Origin of the sequence: Nocardia sp. GCM10030253 (assembly GCF_042675075.1) — a bacterium.
GTDB lineage: Bacteria > Actinomycetota > Actinomycetes > Mycobacteriales > Mycobacteriaceae > Nocardia.
On record NZ_JBHTDL010000012.1, the window covers coordinates 193150 to 214343 of the forward strand.

Annotated in this window: 19 protein-coding genes and 2 pseudogenes; 6 read left to right on the top strand and 15 right to left on the bottom strand. The window is 66.9% G+C overall.

The window, feature by feature from the left end:
- Window positions 1–97: 97 nt before the first annotated feature.
- Entirely contained in the window at window positions 98–1435 is a 1338-nt protein-coding gene (locus ACFQZZ_RS27190; protein WP_378687119.1) for a pentapeptide repeat-containing protein, read from the bottom strand.
- A 204-nt stretch (window positions 1436–1639) separates the two neighbouring features.
- Entirely contained in the window at window positions 1640–2674 is a 1035-nt protein-coding gene (locus ACFQZZ_RS27195; RefSeq protein WP_378686429.1) for a hypothetical protein, read from the bottom strand.
- A gap of 65 nt (window positions 2675–2739) precedes the next feature.
- On the opposite strand from ACFQZZ_RS27195, the gene ACFQZZ_RS27200 reads away from it, so the two are divergent.
- Window positions 2740–3621, top strand: coding sequence for a hypothetical protein (locus ACFQZZ_RS27200; RefSeq protein ID WP_378686431.1), 882 nt, complete (start codon window positions 2740–2742; stop codon window positions 3619–3621).
- 69 nt (window positions 3622–3690) lie between these two features.
- A complete protein-coding gene (locus tag ACFQZZ_RS27205) occupies window positions 3691–4020 on the top strand; it encodes a hypothetical protein (protein WP_378686433.1) in 330 nt (109 codons plus the stop codon).
- A 58-nt stretch (window positions 4021–4078) separates the two neighbouring features.
- Here the strand turns inward: ACFQZZ_RS27205 and ACFQZZ_RS27210 are convergent, their stop codons facing one another.
- From ACFQZZ_RS27210 to ACFQZZ_RS27220, 3 genes are all read right to left on the bottom strand, one after another.
- Entirely contained in the window at window positions 4079–4768 is a 690-nt protein-coding gene (locus ACFQZZ_RS27210; protein WP_378686435.1) for a response regulator, read from the bottom strand.
- Window positions 4765–6000 (bottom strand): sensor histidine kinase, encoded by a 1236-nt coding sequence (locus ACFQZZ_RS27215; RefSeq protein ID WP_378687121.1) that lies wholly within the window; start codon window positions 5998–6000, stop codon window positions 4765–4767. Before ACFQZZ_RS27215 ends, ACFQZZ_RS27210 begins: the two co-directional genes overlap by 4 nt.
- A 186-nt stretch (window positions 6001–6186) precedes the next feature.
- On the bottom strand, window positions 6187–6591 hold the full coding sequence (locus ACFQZZ_RS27220; RefSeq protein ID WP_378686437.1) for a winged helix-turn-helix transcriptional regulator: 405 nt from the start codon (window positions 6589–6591) through the stop codon (window positions 6187–6189).
- Between the two features lie 91 nt (window positions 6592–6682).
- Between ACFQZZ_RS27220 and ACFQZZ_RS27225 the strand changes: the two genes are divergently transcribed.
- The gene (locus ACFQZZ_RS27225; RefSeq protein ID WP_378686439.1) at window positions 6683–7348 is read left to right on the top strand and encodes an NADPH-dependent F420 reductase; all 666 of its coding nucleotides are present in this window, start codon (window positions 6683–6685) and stop codon (window positions 7346–7348) included.
- A 4-nt stretch (window positions 7349–7352) separates the two neighbouring features.
- On the opposite strand, the pseudogene ACFQZZ_RS27230 reads toward ACFQZZ_RS27225, so the two are convergent.
- The 7 genes and pseudogenes from ACFQZZ_RS27230 to ACFQZZ_RS27260 form a co-directional block, all read right to left on the bottom strand.
- Window positions 7353–8774, bottom strand: a pseudogene (locus ACFQZZ_RS27230) (CocE/NonD family hydrolase); the annotation flags it as partial.
- Between the two features lie 316 nt (window positions 8775–9090).
- The gene (locus tag ACFQZZ_RS27235; protein ID WP_378686441.1) at window positions 9091–11148 is read right to left on the bottom strand and encodes a CocE/NonD family hydrolase; all 2058 of its coding nucleotides are present in this window, start codon (window positions 11146–11148) and stop codon (window positions 9091–9093) included.
- 269 nt (window positions 11149–11417) lie between these two features.
- Entirely contained in the window at window positions 11418–12155 is a 738-nt protein-coding gene (locus tag ACFQZZ_RS27240) for a phosphoglyceromutase (protein ID WP_378686443.1), read from the bottom strand.
- A gap of 29 nt (window positions 12156–12184) precedes the next feature.
- Window positions 12185–13090: an ROK family protein gene (locus ACFQZZ_RS27245; protein ID WP_378686445.1), complete on the bottom strand. Its 906-nt coding sequence runs from the start codon at window positions 13088–13090 to the stop codon at window positions 12185–12187.
- A 103-nt stretch (window positions 13091–13193) separates the two neighbouring features.
- Window positions 13194–13700: a YbjN domain-containing protein gene (locus tag ACFQZZ_RS27250; RefSeq protein ID WP_378686447.1), complete on the bottom strand. Its 507-nt coding sequence runs from the start codon at window positions 13698–13700 to the stop codon at window positions 13194–13196.
- Window positions 13697–15166: a D-inositol-3-phosphate glycosyltransferase gene (gene mshA, locus ACFQZZ_RS27255; RefSeq protein WP_378686449.1), complete on the bottom strand. Its 1470-nt coding sequence runs from the start codon at window positions 15164–15166 to the stop codon at window positions 13697–13699. Before mshA ends, ACFQZZ_RS27250 begins: the two co-directional genes overlap by 4 nt.
- A gap of 222 nt (window positions 15167–15388) precedes the next feature.
- Complete coding sequence (locus ACFQZZ_RS27260) at window positions 15389–16207, bottom strand: alpha/beta fold hydrolase (RefSeq protein WP_378686450.1); 819 nt, start codon at window positions 16205–16207, stop codon at window positions 15389–15391.
- 91 nt (window positions 16208–16298) lie between these two features.
- Here ACFQZZ_RS27260 and ACFQZZ_RS27265 point away from each other — a divergent pair, with 91 nt between their 5' ends.
- Together ACFQZZ_RS27265 and mscL are read left to right on the top strand one after the other, a co-directional pair.
- Complete coding sequence (locus ACFQZZ_RS27265) at window positions 16299–17033, top strand: SDR family NAD(P)-dependent oxidoreductase (protein WP_378686452.1); 735 nt, start codon at window positions 16299–16301, stop codon at window positions 17031–17033.
- A gap of 173 nt (window positions 17034–17206) precedes the next feature.
- Window positions 17207–17660, top strand: a pseudogene (gene mscL, locus ACFQZZ_RS27270) (large conductance mechanosensitive channel protein MscL).
- 78 nt (window positions 17661–17738) lie between these two features.
- On the opposite strand, the gene ACFQZZ_RS27275 reads toward mscL, so the two are convergent.
- Window positions 17739–18965 carry an Ig-like domain-containing protein gene (locus ACFQZZ_RS27275; RefSeq protein ID WP_378686454.1) on the bottom strand — a complete coding sequence of 409 codons (1227 nt, stop codon included), beginning with the start codon at window positions 18963–18965 and terminating at the stop codon, window positions 17739–17741.
- Window positions 18966–19033: 68 nt separating this feature from the next.
- Window positions 19034–20074 carry a UDP-N-acetylmuramate dehydrogenase gene (locus ACFQZZ_RS27280; protein ID WP_378687122.1) on the bottom strand — a complete coding sequence of 347 codons (1041 nt, stop codon included), beginning with the start codon at window positions 20072–20074 and terminating at the stop codon, window positions 19034–19036.
- A 90-nt stretch (window positions 20075–20164) separates the two neighbouring features.
- Between ACFQZZ_RS27280 and ACFQZZ_RS27285 the strand changes: the two genes are divergently transcribed.
- Window positions 20165–20650 (top strand): DUF2505 domain-containing protein, encoded by a 486-nt coding sequence (locus ACFQZZ_RS27285; RefSeq protein ID WP_378686456.1) that lies wholly within the window; start codon window positions 20165–20167, stop codon window positions 20648–20650.
- Here the strand turns inward: ACFQZZ_RS27285 and ACFQZZ_RS27290 are convergent.
- Window positions 20622–21146, bottom strand: coding sequence for a VanZ family protein (locus ACFQZZ_RS27290; RefSeq protein WP_378686458.1), 525 nt, complete (start codon window positions 21144–21146; stop codon window positions 20622–20624). The genes ACFQZZ_RS27285 and ACFQZZ_RS27290 overlap by 29 nt on opposite strands.
- Window positions 21147–21194: the final 48 nt, after the last annotated feature.

Here is a 21194-nt window from a genome sequence, read left to right on the forward strand (position 1 = left end):
GCAAGCGCCACCCACGGGAGCATCTCCCACATCCGCTCGAAACCCTTGAACAGCAACATTCCGGCGACCGCCGCGCCGGTGCTCTGTCCGCCGAGGATCATCCACTGCCGCCGATTGGCGTCGTATTCCGCCTTACGCGCGACCCGGGAACGGCGCGACGACATGATCCCCGCGCCAGCCCGCTCCGAATCGGGATGCTCGTCGAGGTCGTCCTCGTCGTCGTCGACCGCGGCGGCGCCAACCCCGAACGCCGGGTACACATCGGTGCGGCCGTCCATATCGTCCAGATCGACGACATCGAGCGGCCTGTCCGCTTCGCGTTTCGAGCGTCCGCGCTTGCTTCGACCGCCCTCGCGCCTGCCTGCTCGCTCGGCATCCTCGCGTTCGGCTCGCTCGACACCGTCCCGCAGCAGGTCGCCCGCCACCGTCTGGCCGGAAACGAGCTGCTGATCCTGGCTTGCCAGCGACCACGCCGCGGTCGGAATGCCACCGGATTCGGGCGCGAGATCGTCGTTCTTCTGGGTCGGTGTGTGACGTCTTCGTGCCGACCAGGCGGGCAGACCACCATCGGCCTGGCCGCGGCGCGATGATCTTCGTGGCGGCTCGGGACGCGGCTCCGGGCTCGGGGCTCGGCCGGGCGCATTGGTTCTCGACGTGGTGTCCGGCAACGGCGACGGCGGCGGCGGCGATTCCGGTACGAACCCGTTGGTCGTCGGGGACCAGGCCGCGGTCGAGGGCCCGACTTCGAGGGCCTCCTCCGCGCGGCGCCGGGCCGCTCTGCCGGTTCTCGATCCGCTATTCCCCGCATGACCGTTGGGCGATCCACGATCTGGCAGCGGCTCGGCTCGGCCGGTGTCGCGCAGCGGACGTACTTCGGTTGTTTCCTCGTCGGGCTCGTGCCTTCGCCGGCGCCCGGTGCGTCCGGAGCCGAGCGGCGGCGACGAGAGCGAACTGTCGCTGGACAGTGGATCGGCCGCATAACGATCGACAGGCGCATAGGGATCGACGGGCGCATAGGGATCGGGCGCCGCGGCGTGCGAGGACAGCGGGTCGGCAGGCGCGGCATGTCGCGACGAGGGCATGTCCCGACCTGGCATGACCCGATTCGAGCGGCCGGGCATCGGGTCGGGCTGCCGTTCCGGCGCCGCGTAGTCCGAGAGCGGGTCGTAGCGCGTGATCGGCCCCGACATCGGCGAGTAGCTCGGCAGCTCCGGCGCGGGCGGCGGCGGCGAATACGAAACCGGTTCCGGCGCAGGCAATTCGAACGCCGAAGGCTGATAAGCGGCAGGTTCGTATCCGGCAGGCTCGTATGCCGCAGGTTCGTATGCCGCAGGCTCGTATCCGGCAGGTTCGTATGCCGCAGGCTCGCGTGCCGCGGGCTGGTACGCCGACGGTTCATACGAGTCATACGAGGTGGGCTCATACGAAGGCGCATCGAGCGCCGGTTCGTCGGGCGCGGCGTGCGAAGAGCGCCCACCGTTGGCCGGGATGACCGGCAGGTCGCCCGTCAGCTCGGCGACCGAGATCCCACGGCCGCTGCGCCTTCGCCTGCCACCGCCACCGCCAGTGGAGGAGGCCGAACCCTGTTGACCGTTGCGGGCCAACAGCTCGGCGACCGATAGCTGTTTCGAGTCGTCACTCATTGCGACACCGTTTCGATCGGGCCGGAAAGCGCGGCGCCACCACCGGGTGCGGGCCTGCCGATATCGGCAGCCGGTCCCGGTGAGCTCGTCGCTCGGGGTCCGCCGTTCATGTCGGTATCCAGTTTGCGCAGGATGAGCCCCTCACGCAGTGCCCACGGACAAATCTCGAGGGTATCCAGCGATAGTGCCCGCATACTCGCCTCCGCGACCAATGCGCCAGCCACCAATTGCTGTGACCGATCGGAACTTACGCCTTCCAATTCTGCACGGTCCGACGCTGTCATTCTCGAGATGAAAGCAATCAGTTGGCGCAGACCTGAGCTGGTGAGTGTACGGCGCACCCGCAGACCCGCAGAAGAGGGTGCCGCTCCGGTCAGCCGAGCCAGTGAGCGAAAGGTCTTCGAAGTACCGACGGCGAGATCCGGCTTACCCACGTCGAGCAGCTGTTTCGTCGGTAGCACCAGCTCCGCGTCGAGCCAGTCGCGCAGCACCGCGACCCGGCGCTTGCCCGGCGGATCCTCGCGCAGCCACTCCCTGGTCAGCCGACCGGCGCCGAGTTGCAGCGACAGCGCGACATCGGGTTCCTCGTCGCCGCCGTTGGTCATTTCCAGCGAACCGCCACCGATATCGAGGTTGAGGATGCGGCCCGCGCTCCAGCCATACCACCGGCGCACCGCGAGGAAGGTAGACCTGGCCTCATCGACGCCGGAGAGCACCCGTAGATCGACGCCCGTCTCGGCCCGCACACTGGCGAGCACCTCGTCGGAGTTGGTCGCCTCGCGCAGCGCCGAGGTCGCGAAGGGCATCAGCTCGACACACTTGGAAGTCTCGGCGATGCTGGCGAATTCGGCGACGGTCGCGATAAGTCGTTCGGCCCCCTGGACGGTGATCCGACCTGCGCCGTCCATGTTTTCCGACAGCCGTAGTGTCGCCTTTGTCGAGCTCATCGGCATCGGGTGACCACCACGATGGGCGTCCACCACGAGCAGATGGACGGTATTGCTTCCGACATCGAGTACCCCAAGCCGCACATGAACACGGTACTGGGTGAACCGGGACTTTAGACCAGGCGACCGAACTGTTAGCGTCTCGATGTGTGACGGTAGGCGCATCCGCGAGCGGCCCGACCAGGCCCCGACCAGCGGAGAAGATCGATCCGAGTCCCGAGGTCGATCTGGACTTCCCGCGTGAATGGATCGAGTTCGTCGATCCAGCAAATGATGAGCATCTGATCGTCGCGGATCTGACGTGGCTGCTGTCGCGCTGGACGTGTGTCTTCGGCACGCCGGCCTGCCAGGGAATCCTCAGCGACCGTCCGGACGACGGCTGCTGCTCGCACGGCGCTTTCCTGTCCGACAAGGACGACCGCAAGCGCCTCGAGGGTGCTGTGAAAATGCTCACACCCGGCGACTGGCAGCTGATGGACCATGCCAGGAATGCGGACGGCAAGGTCGTCAAGAAGGGCTTTCTCGAGCTCGACGAGCTGGAAGACGAGCCTGCGCTTCGCACCCGACGCTTCGACGGTGCGTGCATCTTCCTCAACCGGCCCGGCTTCGAGGGCGGCGTCGGCTGCGCACTGCACAGCATGGCGCTGCGCAAAGGCATCGAGCCGCTGGAAGTGAAGCCGGATGTGTGCTGGCAATTGCCTATCCGGCGCACTCAGGACTGGGTCGACCGTCCCGACGGCGTTCAGATCCTGCGCACCACCATCACCGAATACGACCGCCGCGGTTGGGGCCCCGGCGGCATGGACCTGGATTGGTACTGCTCCGGCTCCCCCGACGCACACGTCGGCGCTCGCCCGGTGTGGCAGTCCTACGGGCCCGAGCTCACAGAACTGCTCAGCAAACCGGCCTACGAGGAACTGGCCAGGCATTGCAAGCGCCGCGAAGGACTCGGCCTGATTGCAATTCATCCGGCGACCGTCCATGCCGACCGAATGAACGCGCACGCACAGGTTTCCGACCAATCGGCGTGAGGTTTGCATAGCGGGTGGTTCACCTGCGCGCCACATGAGCGTCATCGGTATGGGGTTTGATGTGCGGTCATGTTGAAGAAAGCTGTCACCCTGACAACCATCGCGGTCGGAGCCACCCTCGCCATGAGCGGCGCCGCGCACGCGGAACCCAATGGTGATCCGGCCAAATACGCCGATTTCACCGCCGACTTCGTGCCCGCCAACAGCCCGGAGGCGATGAACGCGACGAAGGAGGGCAAGAACCTGATCATGAGCCCGTACGGGGTCACGCACACCATCGCGTGCCGCGGCACCAGCGCCGCGGATGTCTACGACTGCATGCAGGAAGACGCGCTCGGCTGGATCAGCCTGCGCAGGACCGACACCCCGGTCGGCCCCACCTGGCTCTACCTGCCCTGAGGTTGCGGCGACGCCGAGGTTGTCGGGGCCTCGGCCGACCCCGCCGCGGACCGGCCCGTCAGGCCTCGAGCTTGTAGCCGAGGCCGCGCACTGTCACCAGATGTTCCGGCTTGGCCGGGTCGCCCTCGATCTTCGAACGCAGCCGCTTGACGTGGACGTCGAGAGTCTTGGTGTCACCGACGTAGTCGGCGCCCCACACCCGGTCGATCAGCTGGCCACGGGTCAGCACGCGACCGGAATTGCGCAGTAGATATTCGAGCAGGTCGAATTCCTTCAACGGCAGGGTGACCTGCTTGCCGTTCACGTGCACGGTATGCCGATCGACGTCCATCCTGACCGGACCGGCTTCCAGCACGCCGCTCTCGTTGCTGCCGTCGAGTTCGTCGCCCGCGCCGCGCCGCAGCACGGCCCGGATGCGCGCGATGAGTTCGCGTGCCGAGTACGGCTTGGTCACGTAGTCGTCGGCGCCGAGCTCCAGCCCGACCACCTTGTCGATCTCGCTGTCGCGCGCGGTCACCATGATCACCGGGACTCCGCTGCGAGTGCGCAGCTGCTTGCACACGTCGGTGCCGCTCATGCCCGGCAGCATGAGATCCAACAGCACGATGTCGGCGCCGGACCGGTCGAATTCGGCGAGCGCGGACGGTCCGTCACCGACAACGGTGACCTCGAAACCCTCCTTGCGCAGCAGGAACGCGAGCGGATCGGCCAGCGAATCCTCATCCTCGACGATCAAAACACTCGTCATCTGCGTGCCTCCACACCGTTGGGTCTGCCCGGCCCCGAGAGGCGCGGGCTGATTTCTCTCATGCTCACCACGGAACCGTCGACCTCGTCGTCGCTGTCGGCCTCGAGATGTGCGGGTATTCGCAAGGTGAACGTCGAACCGGTGCCCAGCTTGCTCCACAGGGTGATCTCACCGTTGTGGTTGGCGGCCACGTGCTTGACGATAGCCAGCCCGAGACCGGTGCCGCCGGTGGCGCGCGAGCGCGCCTTGTCGGATCGGAAGAACCGTTCGAACACCCGCTCTTGGTCTTCCTTGGCGATGCCGATGCCGCGATCGGTCACGGCCATCGCGACGTGATCGCCGCGCAGCGAACGACTCACCGAGACGTGCGAGCCGGCGGGCGAGTAGGCGATCGCGTTCTCAACCAGGTTGGACAGGGCCGTGACCAGCAGAGTCTCGTCGCCGAGCACCTCGAGCCCGCTGGGCCGGTCGGTGCTGACGGTGATGCCTGCCGCCTCGGCCGCGGTGCGCGAGCGGTCGACCGCCTGCGTCACCACCGTGTCCACATCCACCACTTCGAGCTCGGGCAGCTTTTCCGCGCCCTGAAGCCGCGACAGCGCGATCAATTCGGTCACCATCTTGCCGAGCCGCCTGGATTCGCCGAGCACGCGCTGGCCGAAGTGGCGCACGGCTTCGGGGTCGTCCGCGGATTCCAGCATGGCCTCGGCCAGCAGGCTCATGGCGCCGACCGGAGTCTTGAGCTCGTGGCTGACGTTGGCGACGAAATCGCGGCGCGTGGCTTCCATCCGGGCTTGCTCGGAGTCGTCGTCGGCGAATAGCACGGTGAAGCTGGTTTCCTCGCGAGACAGCTGCCTGGCCACGCCGCGCACCGCGATCCGACTGCGGCCGGGCATCGGGTTCTTCGCGGTGAGGTCGAATTCGGCGGACTCACCGGTCGCGAGGACCTTCTCCACCGCGGCCCATGCGCGTTCGTCGAGCAGTCGGTTGCGGACGAGCCCGAGTTCCTCGGCACGCGGGTTCACCAGCACCACGTCGCGATACTCGTCGACCACCGCGATGCCGCTCTCGGAGGCGAGCACGATCAGGTCGAGCACCTGCGACATCGTGAGCCCGGAATCGGCCTGCCTGCGCGCGGCTTGCCTGGCATTCATGAACGGGATCAGTAGCCCGCCGACTGCCAGCCCGACGACAGCCGCGAGGACTGCCAACAGTACGGCCTGCGGAACACTCACACTTGAATCGTACGGTCGCCAACCGACAACCCAACTCTGGGTACGCGAAGTTTCGCGCAGGTCATGGGCACTTCCAGCCCTGTTAGCCGCGCGTTTACGCGTTGTTAGACATCCGGAGGGCGAAACGAGCGACGAGCGGTATTCGGTCATACCCAATCGGCATATAAGCGGTTCTACCTGGTGCGATCAGTCCTCGTCATCGGCACATGACATGGCCGCGCGGACCGCGCTGCCGTGCCTGTCGACCCACTCGCCGAGAGCGTAGATCGGGATCAGCAGATCACGCCCCGCCGCCGTCAACTCGTACTCCACCCGTGGCGGGGCCTCGGCATAGCGGTGGCGCACGATCAGGGTCATCTGTTCCATCCGGCGCAGTGTCTGGGTGAGCATCTTCTGGCTGATGCCGCCGATGGTGGCGCGCAGGTCGCCAGGACGCATCGGACCCTCGCGCAGCATGTACACGATCACCGGTAGCCACGAGTTGCCGAAGAGGTCCACCGCCATCCTGGCCGGGCAGTCGGCTTCGAAATCGCCGTACGGCGCGAACTCCGCGGGTCCGGCGACGATCGGCTCGGCAGGTTCGACTGTCATGGATCAAGCCTGCCACCGCTGATACGCACCTCGAGGTGCCTATCGAAGTTCCTAGCGTTATTTCCGAAGACATCCAGAGCTAGGAGTTGAGATGCGAATCGGAATCATCGGTGCCGGGCAGATGGCGCAGGCGCTCGGCGGGGGTTGGGCCGAGGCCGGGCACGAGATCGTCATCGGCGCGCGATCGCGAGCCGCCGCGGACGGCTTGGCCGCCTCGATCGGCCACGGCGCACGAGCGGGCGACATCGTGGACGCCGCCGAGTTCGGCGACGTTGTCCTGCTTGCCTTACCGGTAAGCGCCCTTGACGAAGTGTTGGGTGCGGTCGGCGAAAAACTGGTGGGACGCACAGTGATCGACTGCACCAACGCGTTCATGCCGGACGAGGCCGCACCCGCCGGGGCAACCGCGTTCGTGCTCGCGGAGGACGCGGTCGCCGAGCGCGTCGCGGCGACCGCACCGGGCGCGCATGTGGTGAAGGCGTTCAACGTGTGTGCCGCCGAGGTATGGGCTTCGGACGCACGGGAATTCGAGGGCCGCCGGCTGGGCGTCCCGATCTGCGGCGACGACCCGACCGCCGTGCGGCAGGTCGCCGAACTGGCCGAAGACCTGAACCTGCAACCGGTTTCGTCGGGCGGCCTGCACCGCGCCAAGTACCTGGAAGCGACATCCGTCTTCACCGTCGGCCTCTGGTTCAGCGGCCAGGACGCCAGGGCCGTCTTCCCGCCGCTGGACGCCGCCTTCGCCGTCGAGGACTAATCCCTCACCATCCGGGATTGCCCTGCACCGGAATGTTCGCGAAGCTCGGCTCATTCGGGTCGAGCGGCAGGTGCTGGGGGCGTATGCCGCTTTCGAACATCAGCGGCATCGGTGGCAGGCCCTTCGGAAAGTTGCCCGCGTAGACGTCGACCCGCAGGCGGTGGCCCGGCTGGAGAACGGCGTCGACGCCGGGCACCGCGATATCGAGGGTCGTCGGCTGACCGGGCACCGTCGGCTGACGCTCGTCGAGTGACAGAGCGGGCACCGGTTCGATGTAGTCACCGTTGGGCAGCCTGGTGCTGCGGTCCTCGTCGATGGCGCGCAACGAGGCGACCAGCTGACCGGACGACAGCACCCGCGACTGTCCGTCGGGCGCGACATCGTTCACGGTCGCGACCCAGTACCCGTCGGTGGCGTCGTGGATCGTGTTGAGCCGCACCGCGATCGCCCCGGAGATCGTGGTCGGCTCGCCGACCGGTGCGCTGGTGAAGGTCAGCCCGCCGATTTCCTGGATACGCGAGTCCTTGCCACAGGCGTCGATGATGGACACGATGCCGATGGTCTGCTGTGCCGCGTCACGCGAGCACAGTCCGGTCAGTCCGGGCGCGACGCTGAGCCGGTCGACGCCCGGACTCGGTGCGGTGAAAAGCGATCCGTCATGCACGCTGCTCGCCGAGGTGCGACTCGAGGCCGCGGACAGATACATCCGCCGGTACACCGTGTCGGGCTGTCCGAAGGACGGCGCGGTGATCCAACCGCCGCCCTGTTGTTTCATGGTCACCGGGCCGTATTGGTCGATCCCGTTGTCGATGCCCTTGAGCCACTTGTCGAACCAGGCGCGCTGCAACACGTCCATGCGCGGCGGCAGGCCGGGGCGACCGGACTCGTTGCCGTTGCTGATGTGGTATCCATCGCCCATCAGCAGTTGTTTCCGGCCGGGCGGCACGGGGATTCGCTCGTAGACATCGGTCTGGGAATTGACGAATACGTCGTGCCAGCCGCCGGTCACGAAGGTCGGCACGGTGATCGCGGTCGGGTCGGTCTCCCAGGCCAGCCGCCCTGGGCTGTCGCCGTCGAGCAACTCCTGGACCTTCGGGCTGAGATCCGAGATCTGCGGGGTGAGCATGATATTCAAAAAGGCATCGATGAAGGTGAAGGGATCGGCCAATCGATCCATCAGCCACTTCATGTCGAATTTCCCGCTCAGCAGCGCCGTCATATCCGGCACCAGCTTTCCGCCGTTGACGGCGGCGAGCCAGGCGGGCATGAAGGTGACGCCGACGGCTCCGCCGGGAGCGACCAAGTCGCGGAACGGATTCCGGCTCGGCACGACCGGGAAGATCGCCTTCAACGCAGGCGGGTTCTTCGCCGCGACCTGGAGTTGGTTGAGACCCGAGTACGACACGCCGCTCATCCCGATGTCGCCGGTCGACCACCGCGGACAACGCGACCGGGGAGAGGAACGGCGTCAGCACGCCTGCGGCGATGATCAGCACGGCAGCGCGGAGTACGTACCGCATGTGAATGCGACCCACTTTCTCAGGGAGTAAGCGCTCCCTAAATTAGGTCGTGCCGGACGGTCTGTACGCGAATCCGGTGAAAACGAACACGATTCGTGTGAGTTCACAAAGCGACATTCACCGGACCGTCACAGTGCCCAATCGCCGCGCGCCAAAGAAGAAGGGCGCCTTCCTCCGAAAGAATCGAAGAAAGACGCCCTCGTCAGCACGCCGACGCCGATATCACCAACCGGAGTTACCTCGGACCGGGATATTGACGAAGCTCGGGCGGTTCGGATCCAGCTGCACATGCTGCGGCTTCAAACCGGTGTCGAGCAGCATAGGTAGCACCGGCAGGCCCTTCGGGAAGTTGCCCGCGAACACATCGACGCGCAGGCGGTGGCCCGGCTTCAGGATCGCCTCGGTGGCGGGCAGCGTGATGTCCAAGGTCGTCTCCTGCCCCGGCACCGTTGGCTGGCGCCGATCCAGCGAGGTGTACGGCCGCGGGTCGGTGTAGTCGCCGTTGGCGGACTTGGAACTGTTGGCGTCGTCGATCTCGCGCAGCGACGCCATGATCTGCCCGGAGGAGAGCACGGTCGACCGCCCGTCCGGCGCGACGTCGTTCACGGTGGCCACCCAGTAACCGTCGGTGCCATCCTGAACGGTATTGAGCCGCACCGCGATCCGGCCGGAGATCGTCGTGGTGTCGGCGACCGGGGCGCTGGTGAATGTCAGGCCGTTCGTCTCCGCGATCCGAGAGTCCTTGGCGCAGCCATCGATGATCGAGAGCACGCCCGCGCTACCCTGCGCTGCGTCGTTGGAGCACAGGGTAGTCAGGCCGGGCGCGACCGTCAGCCGCGCCGAGTCGGGGCTTGCCTCGGGCAGCAGCGATCCGTCGTACAGACTGTTCGTGGTGCCACTGCGGTTGGCGGACAAGTACATTCGGCGATGCGCCGCGACCTGCGCCGACGTGGCCGCGTCCGGATCGGCGAACGAGTCGGTGGTGATCCAGCCGCCGCCCTGTTGGCGCAGCGTGATGGGGCCGTATTCATCGATGCCGTTGTCGATGCCCTTGAGCCACTTGTCGAACCAGGCGCGCTGCAGCACATCCAGCCGCGGCGGGAGGCCGGGCTTGCCGTATTCGTTGCCGGAGTTGACGTGATAGGTGTTGCCCATCAGCAGCTGCTTCTGGCCCGCGGGCAGCGGAATCGCGTTGTAGATCTTGGATTCCGAGTAAGTGAACAGGTCGTGCCAGCCGCCGGTCACGAAGGTCGGCACCTGGATCTTGCTCGGATCGCCCAGCCAGTCTGCCCGCGCCGTCGAGGTGCCGGTCAGCAGTTCCTTGGCACGCGGGTCGAGATCCTCGACGCGGGCGGTGGTGTAGACGTTGAGCAGCACGTCCATGAAGGTCAGCGGATCCTTCGCCCGGTCGGCGAGCCACTTCGTATCGAACTGGCCGTTGACCACCGACGCCAGATCCGGGAGCAGCTTGAGGCCGTTGATGGCGGTGAGCCACAGCGGGATGAAATTGAAGCCGAAGCCGCCGCCCGGCGCGAGCACGTCGTTGACAAGGTCGCTGCCCGGCACGACCGGGAAGATCGCCTTCAGCGCGGGCGGCTGCTTCTCGGCGACCTGCACCTGGTTGATGCCGGAGTACGAGATGCCGTTCATGCCGATGCGGCCGTTGGACCACGGCTGGCGTGACGCCCAGTCGATCACCTCGACGGTGTCCTGCTGCTCGCGCTGACGCAGCATGTCCCACACGCCCTGCGAGAAACCGGTGCCGCGCACATCGACGACGACCTGGGTGTAGCCGCCCTTGATGAGCTGGCGATCGACGGTGAAGTTGCGTAGCTCGCCGCCGCCGAAGGCCTTGGTGAGGTCGGTGACGCCGGACAGCGGAGTGCCGCTCATGTCGATCTGACGGAACAGCTCGATCAGCGCGTCGGACAGGCCGGGGATGGACATCGCGCTGTCGGCGAGGTTCGACACCAGCTTGGTGTAGGGCGTCATGTTGACGACGGTCGGCGTCGGGGTGTCGATCGGACGGCCCGCCGCGTCCGCGGGGCGGTACACGTTGCCCTTGAGGACGGTGCCGTCGCTCATCGTGATCGGCACATCCCACTGGATGTTCACGTTCGGGAACTGCTGGGGGCCGTCTTCGGCCGCTACCCAGGCGGCTCCCGCGGCGCCGCCGTCAGCACCCGGGGTAACAGGATCGGCGCCGGCGCCGGAAGTGAGGAAGGGAACGAGCACCGCGGTGGCAACTGCCCCCACCGTGACCCGCAACGCGTGCTTCATCGGACGTGATCCACCTCTCGGACTGATCGAACGACCGAAGTGTACATACCGACGAGTAAGTTCGAACTTTCGGTTACGCGCACTTCTGACCCGAATACCGATTCACATACAGCCGACAGCATGCCATAGCGCATGCGTGTTACCGCTGAAGCCCTGCCCGAAGATCAGAATTAACGCTCACCACAAGGCACGGTTTCCAGCACGAAACGGCAATGCGCCGCGGCCGATTGCTCGACCGCGGCGCAGCCGCGTGCAGAATGTCCGACGGGCTACTTGCCGCCCTGGCCTGCCACCGCGGCGGCGCCGGCGGCGGCGGCCTCCGGGTCCAGGTACTCGCGCGGGCGGACCGGGCGCAGGTTCTCGTCGAGCTCGTAGCGCAGCGGGATGCCGGTCGGGATGTTCAGCTCCGCGATGTCGTCGTCGGATATCTGATCGAGATGCTTCACGAGGGCACGCAGCGAATTGCCGTGCGCGGCAACGAGCACGGTCTTGCCGGTGAGCAACTCCCTCGAGATGGTCGACTCCCAGTACGGGACCATCCGGTTCACCACGTCAAGGAGGCACTCCGTTTTCGGCACCTCGATGCCCGCATAGCGCGGGTCGCCCTCCTGGCTGTACTCGTTGGCCGGGTCGATCGGCGGCGGCGGCGTGTCGTAGCTGCGACGCCACAGCATGAACTGCTCGTCGCCGTACTTGTCGCGGATCTGTGCCTTGTTCTTGCCCTGCAGCTCGCCGTAGTGCCGCTCGTTGAGCCGCCAGTCGCGGACCACCGGGATCCAGTGCCGATCGGCCGCGTCCAGCGCGATGTTCGCGGTGCTGATCGCGCGGCGCAGCAGCGAGGTGTAGACGAGATCCGGCAGGATGCCGTGTTCGGCCAGCAGTTCCCCGGCCCGCTTGCCCTCGGCGATGCCCTTGTCGGTCAGGTGCACGTCCACCCAGCCGGTGAACAGATTCAGGGCATTCCATTCGCTCTCGCCGTGGCGCAGCAGTACGAGGGTGTACGTCATGCAGGCCATTCTGGCATGTCGGGAATCGTTCATCCGATGGTGTCGGCCGCTGCATGACCGGCCGCCAGCACGCCGGCACCGACGAGGGTGGCGCCGTTGGTAATTCGCGACGGCACGACATGGAGGTCGCGGAGGAAGTCCAATCGAGCGTGCCGGGCTACCGCCGCGCGAAGCGGTTTCCAGAGCGGCTCACCCGATTGCGCGAAGCCGCCGCCGATCACCACGAGATCAATATCGTGCAGTGCCGCGGCCGAAGCGATCGCCGTCCCGAGCGCGGTGCCCGAACGGTGCAGCGCGGCGAGCGCGATCTCGTCACCGGCGTGCGCCGCCTTGGCCAGACTCGCGCCGGTTTCTCCGCCCCACCCCTGCTCGCGCGCCCAGCGCACCGAGGACATGCCACTCGCGATCGCCTCGACGCACCCGACACCGCCGCATTCGCACGGCACATCCCAGCCCGGCACCACAATGTGACCGATATGCCCGGCATTGCCGGTGCGGCCGAGCAGCACCCGGCCATCCGCGATGATCCCGCCGCCGATGCCCGAGGACACCGTCATCGCCAACCCGTTCGGCACACCGCGCAACGCGCCGACGTGATGTTCGGCAAGCGCGAGGCATGCTCCGTCCATCGCGAATCGTATTGCGGCGCTGGGAAAGAGCTGCTGCACCTCGGCGACGATCGGAAACCCGGACTTCCATTCGGGGATATTCAGCGGGCCGGTGACACCCGATCGCACATCGATGGGCCCGGCCGAGCCGATCCCGACCGCCGTGACGGTGCCCTCGCCAGCCACCTCCAGCAGCAGGTCGCGGCACGCCTCCCACACCGACTCGCGCGGCACCTCGACCTGGCGCACATCGCGCACCTTCCGACCGGCGTGCACCACCCCGGCGGCAAATTTCGTCGCACCGATATCGAGAGCAAGAACCATCATCGCGTGCGACCTCCTCATACCTCGCGACCACTCGAGAATATGCTTCGCCCGCGCCTCATGGTTTCGACGCCGGCTCGGCCAGGATCCATGGAGTCTGGCCCGTTCAGGCCTTGTCGGCCGCGTCCACCAGATGCTCGAAGGCGCGCAGGTTCGTGAGCGACTCGCCGCGCGAGACGCGCCACTTCCATTCTTTCCGAATGGATTCGGCGAAGCCGAGTTCGAGCAGGGTATTGAAGTCGGCGTCGACAGCCTCGAGGACCTGGCCGAACACCCTGTCCAGTTCGTCGGCGGTGACGGCGTGGGTGGCGATGCGGCCGACGAGGTAGACGTCGCCGACGCGGTCGAGGGTGTAGGCCACGCCGTAAAGGCGGCGGTTGCGCCGCAGCAGGAATTTGTAGACGCCCTCGAAGTTTTCGTCGGGCTTGCGGCAGACGAACGATTCGATCCGCACGCCGTGCTTGCCGACGGTGAGCAGGACGGTGGTCTTCAGCTTGCGCTCACCGGGCAGGATGACGACGAAGACATCCGCGCTGGGGTGGGTGTATTCGATCTCCCGCTCACGCAGCGTCTCGTCGATCAGCCGCGCGGTCGCGTGTGCCTCACTACTCACCGGCGTGCTCCCGTCCGGCGCCGCCACAGCGCCCGCGATCTGGCCTGGCTGCTCTCGCCGAGGAGCGCCGCAGCGCGTTCCATGGCGAGGCTAGCGCGTTCACCGGGCGCCGCGAGCCGTGCCCCGTCGAACTCGCTGCCGCCGCTGAGCAGTTGTGCGTGGTCTGCCACACCGCGCCCGCCACCGAGGGTGGTGCGGGCGGCACGGAAATCGGTCAGCGCCGCGGAGTAGCTCGCGAGCAGACCCTCCGCGGTGTGTTCCCAGGAGAAGTTCGCGGCATGCTCCACGGCGCGAGTGCTCATGCGGCGCAGCCGTTCCGGGTCATCGAGCAGGTGGCCGAGGGCGCCTGCCCAATCGATGGTGGTGTGGCCGGGCACCAGCAGGCCGGTCTCGCCGTGGCGCACCGCGGTGCCGAGACCGCCCACGTCCGCGGCGAGCACCGGGGTGCCACTGGCCTGCGCTTCGATGGCAACCAGTCCGAACGATTCGTTGTAGCTGGGCACCGCGACCAGGTCGGCGGCGCGATACACCTGAACCAGGCGGTCCGGCGGCTGCGGTGGCAGGAAGGTCACGCGGTCGGCGATGCCGAGGTCGGCCGCCAGCTCGATCAGCGCATCGGGACGCTCGAGTCCTGTTCCGGATGGGCCGCCGACGATGAGCACCCGCAGCTTCCGCTCAGGCTGCCTCCGCAGCACCTCGGAGGCGGCGCGCACCAGTACGTCGGGCGCCTTCAGCGGCTGTATCCGGCCGACGAACGCGACAATCTGCTCGTCGGCGGCCAGCCCCAATTCGGCTCGGGCTGCGGCCTTTTCGCCGGGTAGGTAGCGGGTCAGATCGGCGCCGGGCGGCACCACGTCGATACGTTCGGGCTGGGCGCCGTAGAGCTCGATGAGCTGACGCGCCTCCTCGGCGGTATTGGCGACCATCCGATCCGCCTCGGCGATCACCTGCTTCTCACCGATCTCGCGGGTGACGGGCTCGGGACAGTCGCCATCGGCGAGCGCGGCGTTCTTCACCGCGGCCAACGTGTGCGCGGTGTGCACCAGCGGTATCCGCCAGCGGTCACGGGCCAGCCAGCCGACCTGACCGGACAGCCAGTAGTGCGAGTGCACGAGGTCGTAGTAACCGGGCTGGTGCCTGGCCTCCTGCCGTAATACCTCGGCGGTGAACGGGCACAGCTGGGTCGGCAGGTCGTGCTTGTCCAGCCCCTCGAACGGACCCGCCACCACATTGCGTACGAGCACCCCCGGCGCCGCCTCTTGGACGGGCGGGACATTCGAGGAGGTGGCCCGGGTGAAAATCTCCACCTCGGTACCGCGAAGAGCCAGCTGAACGGCGGTCTGCAACACGTACACGTTCATGCCGCCCGCGTCGCCAGTGCCCGGTTGAGCAAGTGGTGAGGTGTGCACCGATAGCACGGCAATCCGATTGGGCCGTAGGTCCGGGCGTTGACTCACACTATCCATAGTGCACGTTGCATCGGCGAACTCAGACGCCGCTACCGAAGCAAGTGACAGCCATCACAGGGTGTTCGTGAGGACACGCACCAATACCGGCACCATGCACGGCCGACTCGGTCGGCGCTGCCGAACACGACAAGTCTGCTCGACACAAGCCATACGTACCGGCGGGTTTCGGACGGCTGATTCGGTGCGATCGAGATCGCCACGCCAGGCAGCGCGGTCGCGCTACAGACCGTCTGCGAACGCACTGACCTCGGCGACAAACCTGGCACGGTCCTCGATGAAAAGGCCGTGCTGCGCGCCCTCCCAGAACGAGGCGCGAGCGCCGGGCACCGTGTCGAGGATGTAGCGGCCGTTCTCGATCGGGACGACCGGATCGCTGGTGCCGTGCAGAACCAGCACCGGAACATCCAGCGCACGCAGCGTCTCGGTGTTGTCGACGGTCCGATAGAACAGCGCCTTGCGCACCCTCGGCGGCGTGGCCAGGCTCGCCCCGAACAACCGCTGCGCGTCGACTCCCTTGTCCTGGCCCGGCCCGGTGTTGGCATTGCCGAAAGCGCCGAAGGCGCGCACCGCACGACCGGCGCTCTCCTCGAAGACACCCGGAATGGCGTCCTTCATGGCCGAACCGGTCTCCGCACCGGGTGCGCGGCCGATATTCGCCATCGAACCCGTGTAGACAATGCCCGCGATCGCGCCGGTGCCGTATGCGGTCAGATAGTCGCTGAGCACGATCCCGCCGTAGGACCAGCCGAGCAGCACCGCGCCGGACTCGATGCCCTCCCCCGCCAGCACCGCCGCGACATCGGCGGCCCAGTTCTTGGGATCGTCGTATCCAGCCTCCGGAGCGTCGGAGTAACCGTGCCCACGCAGATCGACGGCGATGACACGGAACCGTTCGGCCAGTTCGTCGGCGGCCGCACCCCAGCACCGCAGGTTCGCCGACCAACCGTGCAGCAGCACCAACGGTCGCCCGTCGGCGGGCCCGGTCACCTGATAGACGATGGTGGTTCCGTCGGCACTGACCGCATCCCGAATAGCCATGCCACCGAGGCTAACGGTGCGGCGCGGGCCGACCGTGATCCGGGCAACAACCGCGGCCTTCGGCAAACCGCCGGCACATAAGATCGACGCTATGAGTATCCGCACTGCCGTCGTCACCGGAGCCAGCTCGGGAATCGGGGAAGCCACCGCCCGGGAACTCGCCAAGCAGGGCTACCACGTCTGCGTCGGTGCCCGCAGGCTCGATCGGCTGCAGACACTCGCCGACGAAATCGGTGGCACCGCGCTGGAGCTCGACGTGACCTCCGACGAATCGGTGCGGGCCTTCACCGAGGCGATCGAGGGCGCCGACGTGCTCGTCAACAATGCGGGTGGCGCGAAGGGTCTTGCCCCGGTCGCCGAGGCCGATCTCGACGACTGGCGCTGGATGTGGGAGACAAACGTGCTCGGCACGCTGCGCATCACCAAGGCGCTGCTGCCGAAGCTGATCGCCTCCGGCGATGGCCTCATCGTCACCATCACCTCGGTCGCCGCCTTCCATGCCTACGACAACGGCTCCGGCTACACCTCCGCCAAGCACGCCCAGGCGGTGCTGCACCGCACGCTGCGCGGCGAGCTGCTCGGTCAGCCGGTCCGCCTCACCGAGATCGCGCCCGGCGCGGTGGAAACCGAGTTCTCCCTGGTCCGCTTCGACGGCGACGCGGAACGTGCCGCCAAGGTGTACGAAGGCATCGACCCGCTGGTGGCCCAGGACATCGCGGAGATTGTCGGCTTCGTGGCCTCGCGACCGTCGCATGTCAACCTGGACCAGATCATCGTCGCGCCGCGCGACCAGGTGGTCCCCGGCCGCTTCGCGCGCCGCGGCTGAATTCAGCCCCGGCGGCTCGGGTCGCAGGGCCGCGTTCTCCGGTCTATCGTGGCCCGAGTCAGGGCTGGCCGGACCGCCGCCGCAGTGGTTGCTGAAGATTCGCTCCAACCTGCGCGGGCGGCTAGCATCTGGGATTTGAAATTCGAATACACCAGATCGGAGTTGCTCGGCTCATGCTCAAGGGTTTCAAAGATTTCCTGATGCGCGGGAATGTCATCGACCTTGCTGTCGCGGTGGTCATGGGCACCGCGTTCACCGCGGTGGTGACAGCGGTGACCAAGGGCATCATCAATCCCTTGCTTGCCGTTTTCGGAAAGACCAACGAGCTCGGACTCGGTGTCCAATTGGTGGCCGGGCAAGCCGGCCACCTTCATCGCGGTCGGACCGATCATCACCGCGCTCATCGATTTCATGATGGTCGCCGCGGTGCTGTACTTCGTACTGATGGTGCCGATGAAGACGCTCACGAACCGCTTCGGCACCACCAAGGCGGCCGAGCCGACCGAGACCGAACTGCTCATCGAAATCCGCGACCTGCTCGCCAAGCGCAACCTCGACACCGTCGAGGAGGCCATCGCGCTCGAGAAGGCGAATGTGGAACCCGAGAAAGCCGATGCGAACCGGTAACCACCTGGCGCCCAACACGATCCGCCCCCGTTCGGTTTCCGAACGGGGGCGGATCTGTCCGAGATCGCCTGTCGCGGACTAGCGCGGCGGCCCGGGTGCGACCGGGGTGGCGGAGATGCCGGGCGCATCGGAGTCGTCCAACGCGGACAAGCCCTTCCAGGTATTCCAGTCGATCGTCCAGTCGTAGAGATCGCCATCGGCGGCGGACATCTGGATCGACGTACCGGTAACCTCGACCGGATCGCCGTAGAGCGCGGTCGGGAAGTACGCCTGCGCGTCACTCGGAGAAAGATTGATGCAGCCGTTGGTGACGTTCGACAATCCCTGCGCCGAGAGCGATTCCGGGTTCGCGTGGATGAATTCGCCGTTATTGGAAATGCGTACCGCCCAGCGTTCGCGAACGTTGGTGTAGAACGGCGGATTCGACATCATGAAGTCTTCGTATTTCTCGGTGACCACGTGCACACCGGAGCGAGTAACGTTGCGTGGCTCATTGCCCTCGCCGTAGCTGACCGGGAAGTCGAAGATCACTTGGCCGTCTCGCACCACCTGCATGCGGTGGCTCGGCGCGTTGGCCTTCACGATCTGACTGCGGCCGATGCGGAAATCCGAAGTGAGATCGGTATATCCGTAGTTGCCGCCGCCGAGGTCGAGTCCGTAGAGCTTGGCCGCGACGTGCACGGTGGTGCCGGGCGCCCAGTAGTTCTTCGGCCGCCAATGTAGGCGCGAGCCGCCGTTGTCGTCGGGGAACCAGGCCCAGGCGCCCTCGGTGGGCGGATTGGTGGTGACAGTGAGCGCCTTCTCCACCGCGGCCTTGTTCTGCACGGAAGCCTTGAACTGCAAGATGATCGGCGCGGCGATGCCGACTTCCTGGTTGTCGGCGATGTTGAGAGTCGCCGGGACAGTGCTTTTCGGCACAAGCGTGCTGAAGGTTCCGTCGATGGGGACCGGCTTGTGATCCGTACCGATCGCCGTGCCCGACCAGGTGTAGCTCGCGTCGTAGCCGAGCGCCTCGGTGATCCGGTAGCTGCGCTTGTCGGCCGCGAGTTCGCCGGTGACCTGCTTGCCCTTGGCATTGGTCAGCGCGATCTGGTCGATGATGCCGTCGGCGACGGTGACCGAGATCGGCGCGGTCGGGTTGACGTTGTCGGTATCGGCGGCCGGGGCCAGGGTGACTTTCGCGACGGGACCGGAGTCGCGCGCGGAGTCGCTCTTGCCGCCACATCCGGCCACCAGGGCGACCACGACGAGAAGCACTGCCGACACGGCAGCGGCCGGTCTTCGGATGACTGGACGGTTGCTCACTTCTTCGAATTTACGCCGGAGGAATCGCTCGATCGGCTAGCGAAGAATGTGGTGTCCATTTCATCCTGTTAGAGCGTGACCCCCACGGTGACCGGTTCCGGCTCCAGTCGGATCCCGAATCGCTCCGCCACTCCGTCACGAACCGTACGGGCCAGCGAGACCAGGTCCGCGGCCGTGGCGTCGCCGCGGTTTGTCAGTGCGAGCGTGTGTTTTGTGGACAGCCGCGCCGGGGCGGCCGGGCCGGGGAAGCCCTTGGCGAAGCCGGCCCGCTCGATGAGCCAGCCCGCGGAGAATTTGACCCCGCCCGGCGCCGGATAGGTCGGGATCGTGATCTCTCCCACATGGGCGGTGATGGCGGCCCGCACCTCTCCCACCCTGGCCTCGGAAACGACCGGGTTGGTGAAGAAGGAACCCGCGCTCCAGGTGTCGTGATCGGCCGGGTCGAGCACCATGCCCTTGCCCGCCCGCAGCCGCAGCACCGCCGCCCGCACCTCGGCCGCTGGCCGGGATTCACCGTTGGTGGCGCCGAGCGCGACCGCCAGTTCGCCGTAGCGCAGTGGCGCGCTGGAGCCATCGGGGTCGAGCGCGTAATCGACAGCGAGCACCATCGCGTCGTCACGGTGTTTGAGCACGCTGGTCCGGTATCCGAAACCGAGCTCACCCGGCTCGACCCAGCGGATCTCACCGGTGGCGCGATCCATCAGCCGCACCCGGCGCAGCAGGCGCTCTACCTCGACGCCGTAGGCGCCGACGTTCTGCACCGGGGTCGCGCCCGCCGAACCCGGAATGCCGGAAAGGCACTCCAGACCGCCCAGCCCGGCCGCCACCGTCGCCGCGACCACCGCGTCCCAGTTCGCGCCCGCCTCGGCGATCACACCGTCCTCACCGATCTCGACATCCTCGGTCGACACCCGGACCACGACGCCGTCGAAGCCGTCATCACCGATCAGCAGATTGGAGCCGCCGGCGAGCAGCAGCACCGGAATTTCGGCCGTGTCCAGCGCGCGCACCGTCGCCACCAGCGACTCGGTCGTCACGCATTCGGCGACCGTCGCGGGCCCGCCGACCCGCAGCGTGGTCAGTTCCGCAAGCCGGACCGATTCGCGCAGCAGCGCACCGGTGTCGGCCAGCAGCTCGCGCAGCTGATCCGACGACACCACCCGTGAAGTTCGCACAGCCAGACGGTAGCGTGTTCGAACATGGCTACACCCCTGGCGTACACGGCCCGCTATTCGCATCCGGTCGCGGCCGTGCGCGCGGCGATCGCTGACGAGCAGTACTGGAAGGACCGCATCGCCGAGGTGGGTGGCCCGAATGCCCGGCTCGATTCGGTCACCGTCGAAGGTGACCAGGTCCGCGCCGAAATGGTGCAGGCAATCGCCGCCGAGCTGCTGCCCGCCGCCATCACCGCGGTGCGCCCCGGCGATCTGATCATCCCGCGCGTCGAAAACTGGACCGGCGATTCCGCGACCTTCGAGGCCCGCGTCGACGGCGCCCCCGCCGAGGTCCGCGGCAATATCGCCCTCGCCGCCGACGGCACCGGCTCGGTCGGCACGGTCACCGGCAGCATCGAGGTGAAGATCCCGCTGTTCGGCAGCAAGATCGAGGCCGCGATCGCCGAGCGCCTCACCGAGCTGTTGGCCTCGGAAGAAGAGTTCACCAACAACTGGCTCGCCCAGCGCTGATTCTGCTCGGCTGCCACCAGCGGTGCGACAGCAGTCCGGCCAGCAGCGCGCCGACCGCGTTGACGAGTACGTCGTCGATCGAGGAATGACGACCGATCCCTAGAGCGAACTGCAGAATCTCCACGACGCCCGACAGGATCGCGCCAACCATCAGCAGTCGCCACGGATCAGCGAACCAGGCAAAGCGCACCGGTAGCAAGAACCCGAGAGCCGCGAAGACAAGCAGGTTTCCGCCGAGTTGCTCGATAACGCGGTCGTCGGTGATCTGCTCGGCCAAGTCATGCAACGGCACCGGGTTCACCGAGCGACCCGAACCGACAGGCGTGAGAATCATCCACAGCCACGGCACCGTGCCGACCACCATGCCGACATCACAGAGCGCAGTGCGCCAGAAACCGCGCCGCCGTGCCAGCCACCAGGCGACCAGGCCCGCGACCGGTAGTACGGCAAGCGCCGCCACGACAACCCCGCCCCACGCCTGCCACGTCCCACTCACTTCGCAAGTCTTACCGAAGACTTCGATCTCGGCCGTGAGCGAGCGGCC

Excerpts from the sequence above, each read along its gene's own strand:
- ACFQZZ_RS27245 (WP_378686445.1), bottom strand. The coding sequence starts at position 13,090 with ATGATGGTTCTTGCTCTCGATATCGGTGCGACGAAATTTGCCGCCGGG.
- ACFQZZ_RS27225 (WP_378686439.1), top strand. The coding sequence starts at position 6,683 with ATGCGAATCGGAATCATCGGTGCCGGGCAGATGGCGCAGGCGCTCGGC.
- ACFQZZ_RS27235 (WP_378686441.1), bottom strand. The coding sequence starts at position 11,148 with ATGAAGCACGCGTTGCGGGTCACGGTGGGGGCAGTTGCCACCGCGGTG.
- mshA (WP_378686449.1), bottom strand. The coding sequence starts at position 15,166 with ATGGATAGTGTGAGTCAACGCCCGGACCTACGGCCCAATCGGATTGCC.
- ACFQZZ_RS27260 (WP_378686450.1), bottom strand. The coding sequence starts at position 16,207 with ATGGCTATTCGGGATGCGGTCAGTGCCGACGGAACCACCATCGTCTAT.
- ACFQZZ_RS27190 (WP_378687119.1), bottom strand. The coding sequence starts at position 1,435 with ATGCGCCTTCGTATGAGCCCACCTCGTATGACTCGTATGAACCGTCGG.
- ACFQZZ_RS27205 (WP_378686433.1), top strand. The coding sequence starts at position 3,691 with ATGTTGAAGAAAGCTGTCACCCTGACAACCATCGCGGTCGGAGCCACC.
- ACFQZZ_RS27265 (WP_378686452.1), top strand. The coding sequence starts at position 16,299 with ATGAGTATCCGCACTGCCGTCGTCACCGGAGCCAGCTCGGGAATCGGG.
- ACFQZZ_RS27220 (WP_378686437.1), bottom strand. The coding sequence starts at position 6,591 with ATGACAGTCGAACCTGCCGAGCCGATCGTCGCCGGACCCGCGGAGTTC.
- ACFQZZ_RS27210 (WP_378686435.1), bottom strand. The coding sequence starts at position 4,768 with ATGACGAGTGTTTTGATCGTCGAGGATGAGGATTCGCTGGCCGATCCG.
- ACFQZZ_RS27285 (WP_378686456.1), top strand. The coding sequence starts at position 20,165 with ATGGCTACACCCCTGGCGTACACGGCCCGCTATTCGCATCCGGTCGCG.
- ACFQZZ_RS27240 (WP_378686443.1), bottom strand. The coding sequence starts at position 12,155 with ATGACGTACACCCTCGTACTGCTGCGCCACGGCGAGAGCGAATGGAAT.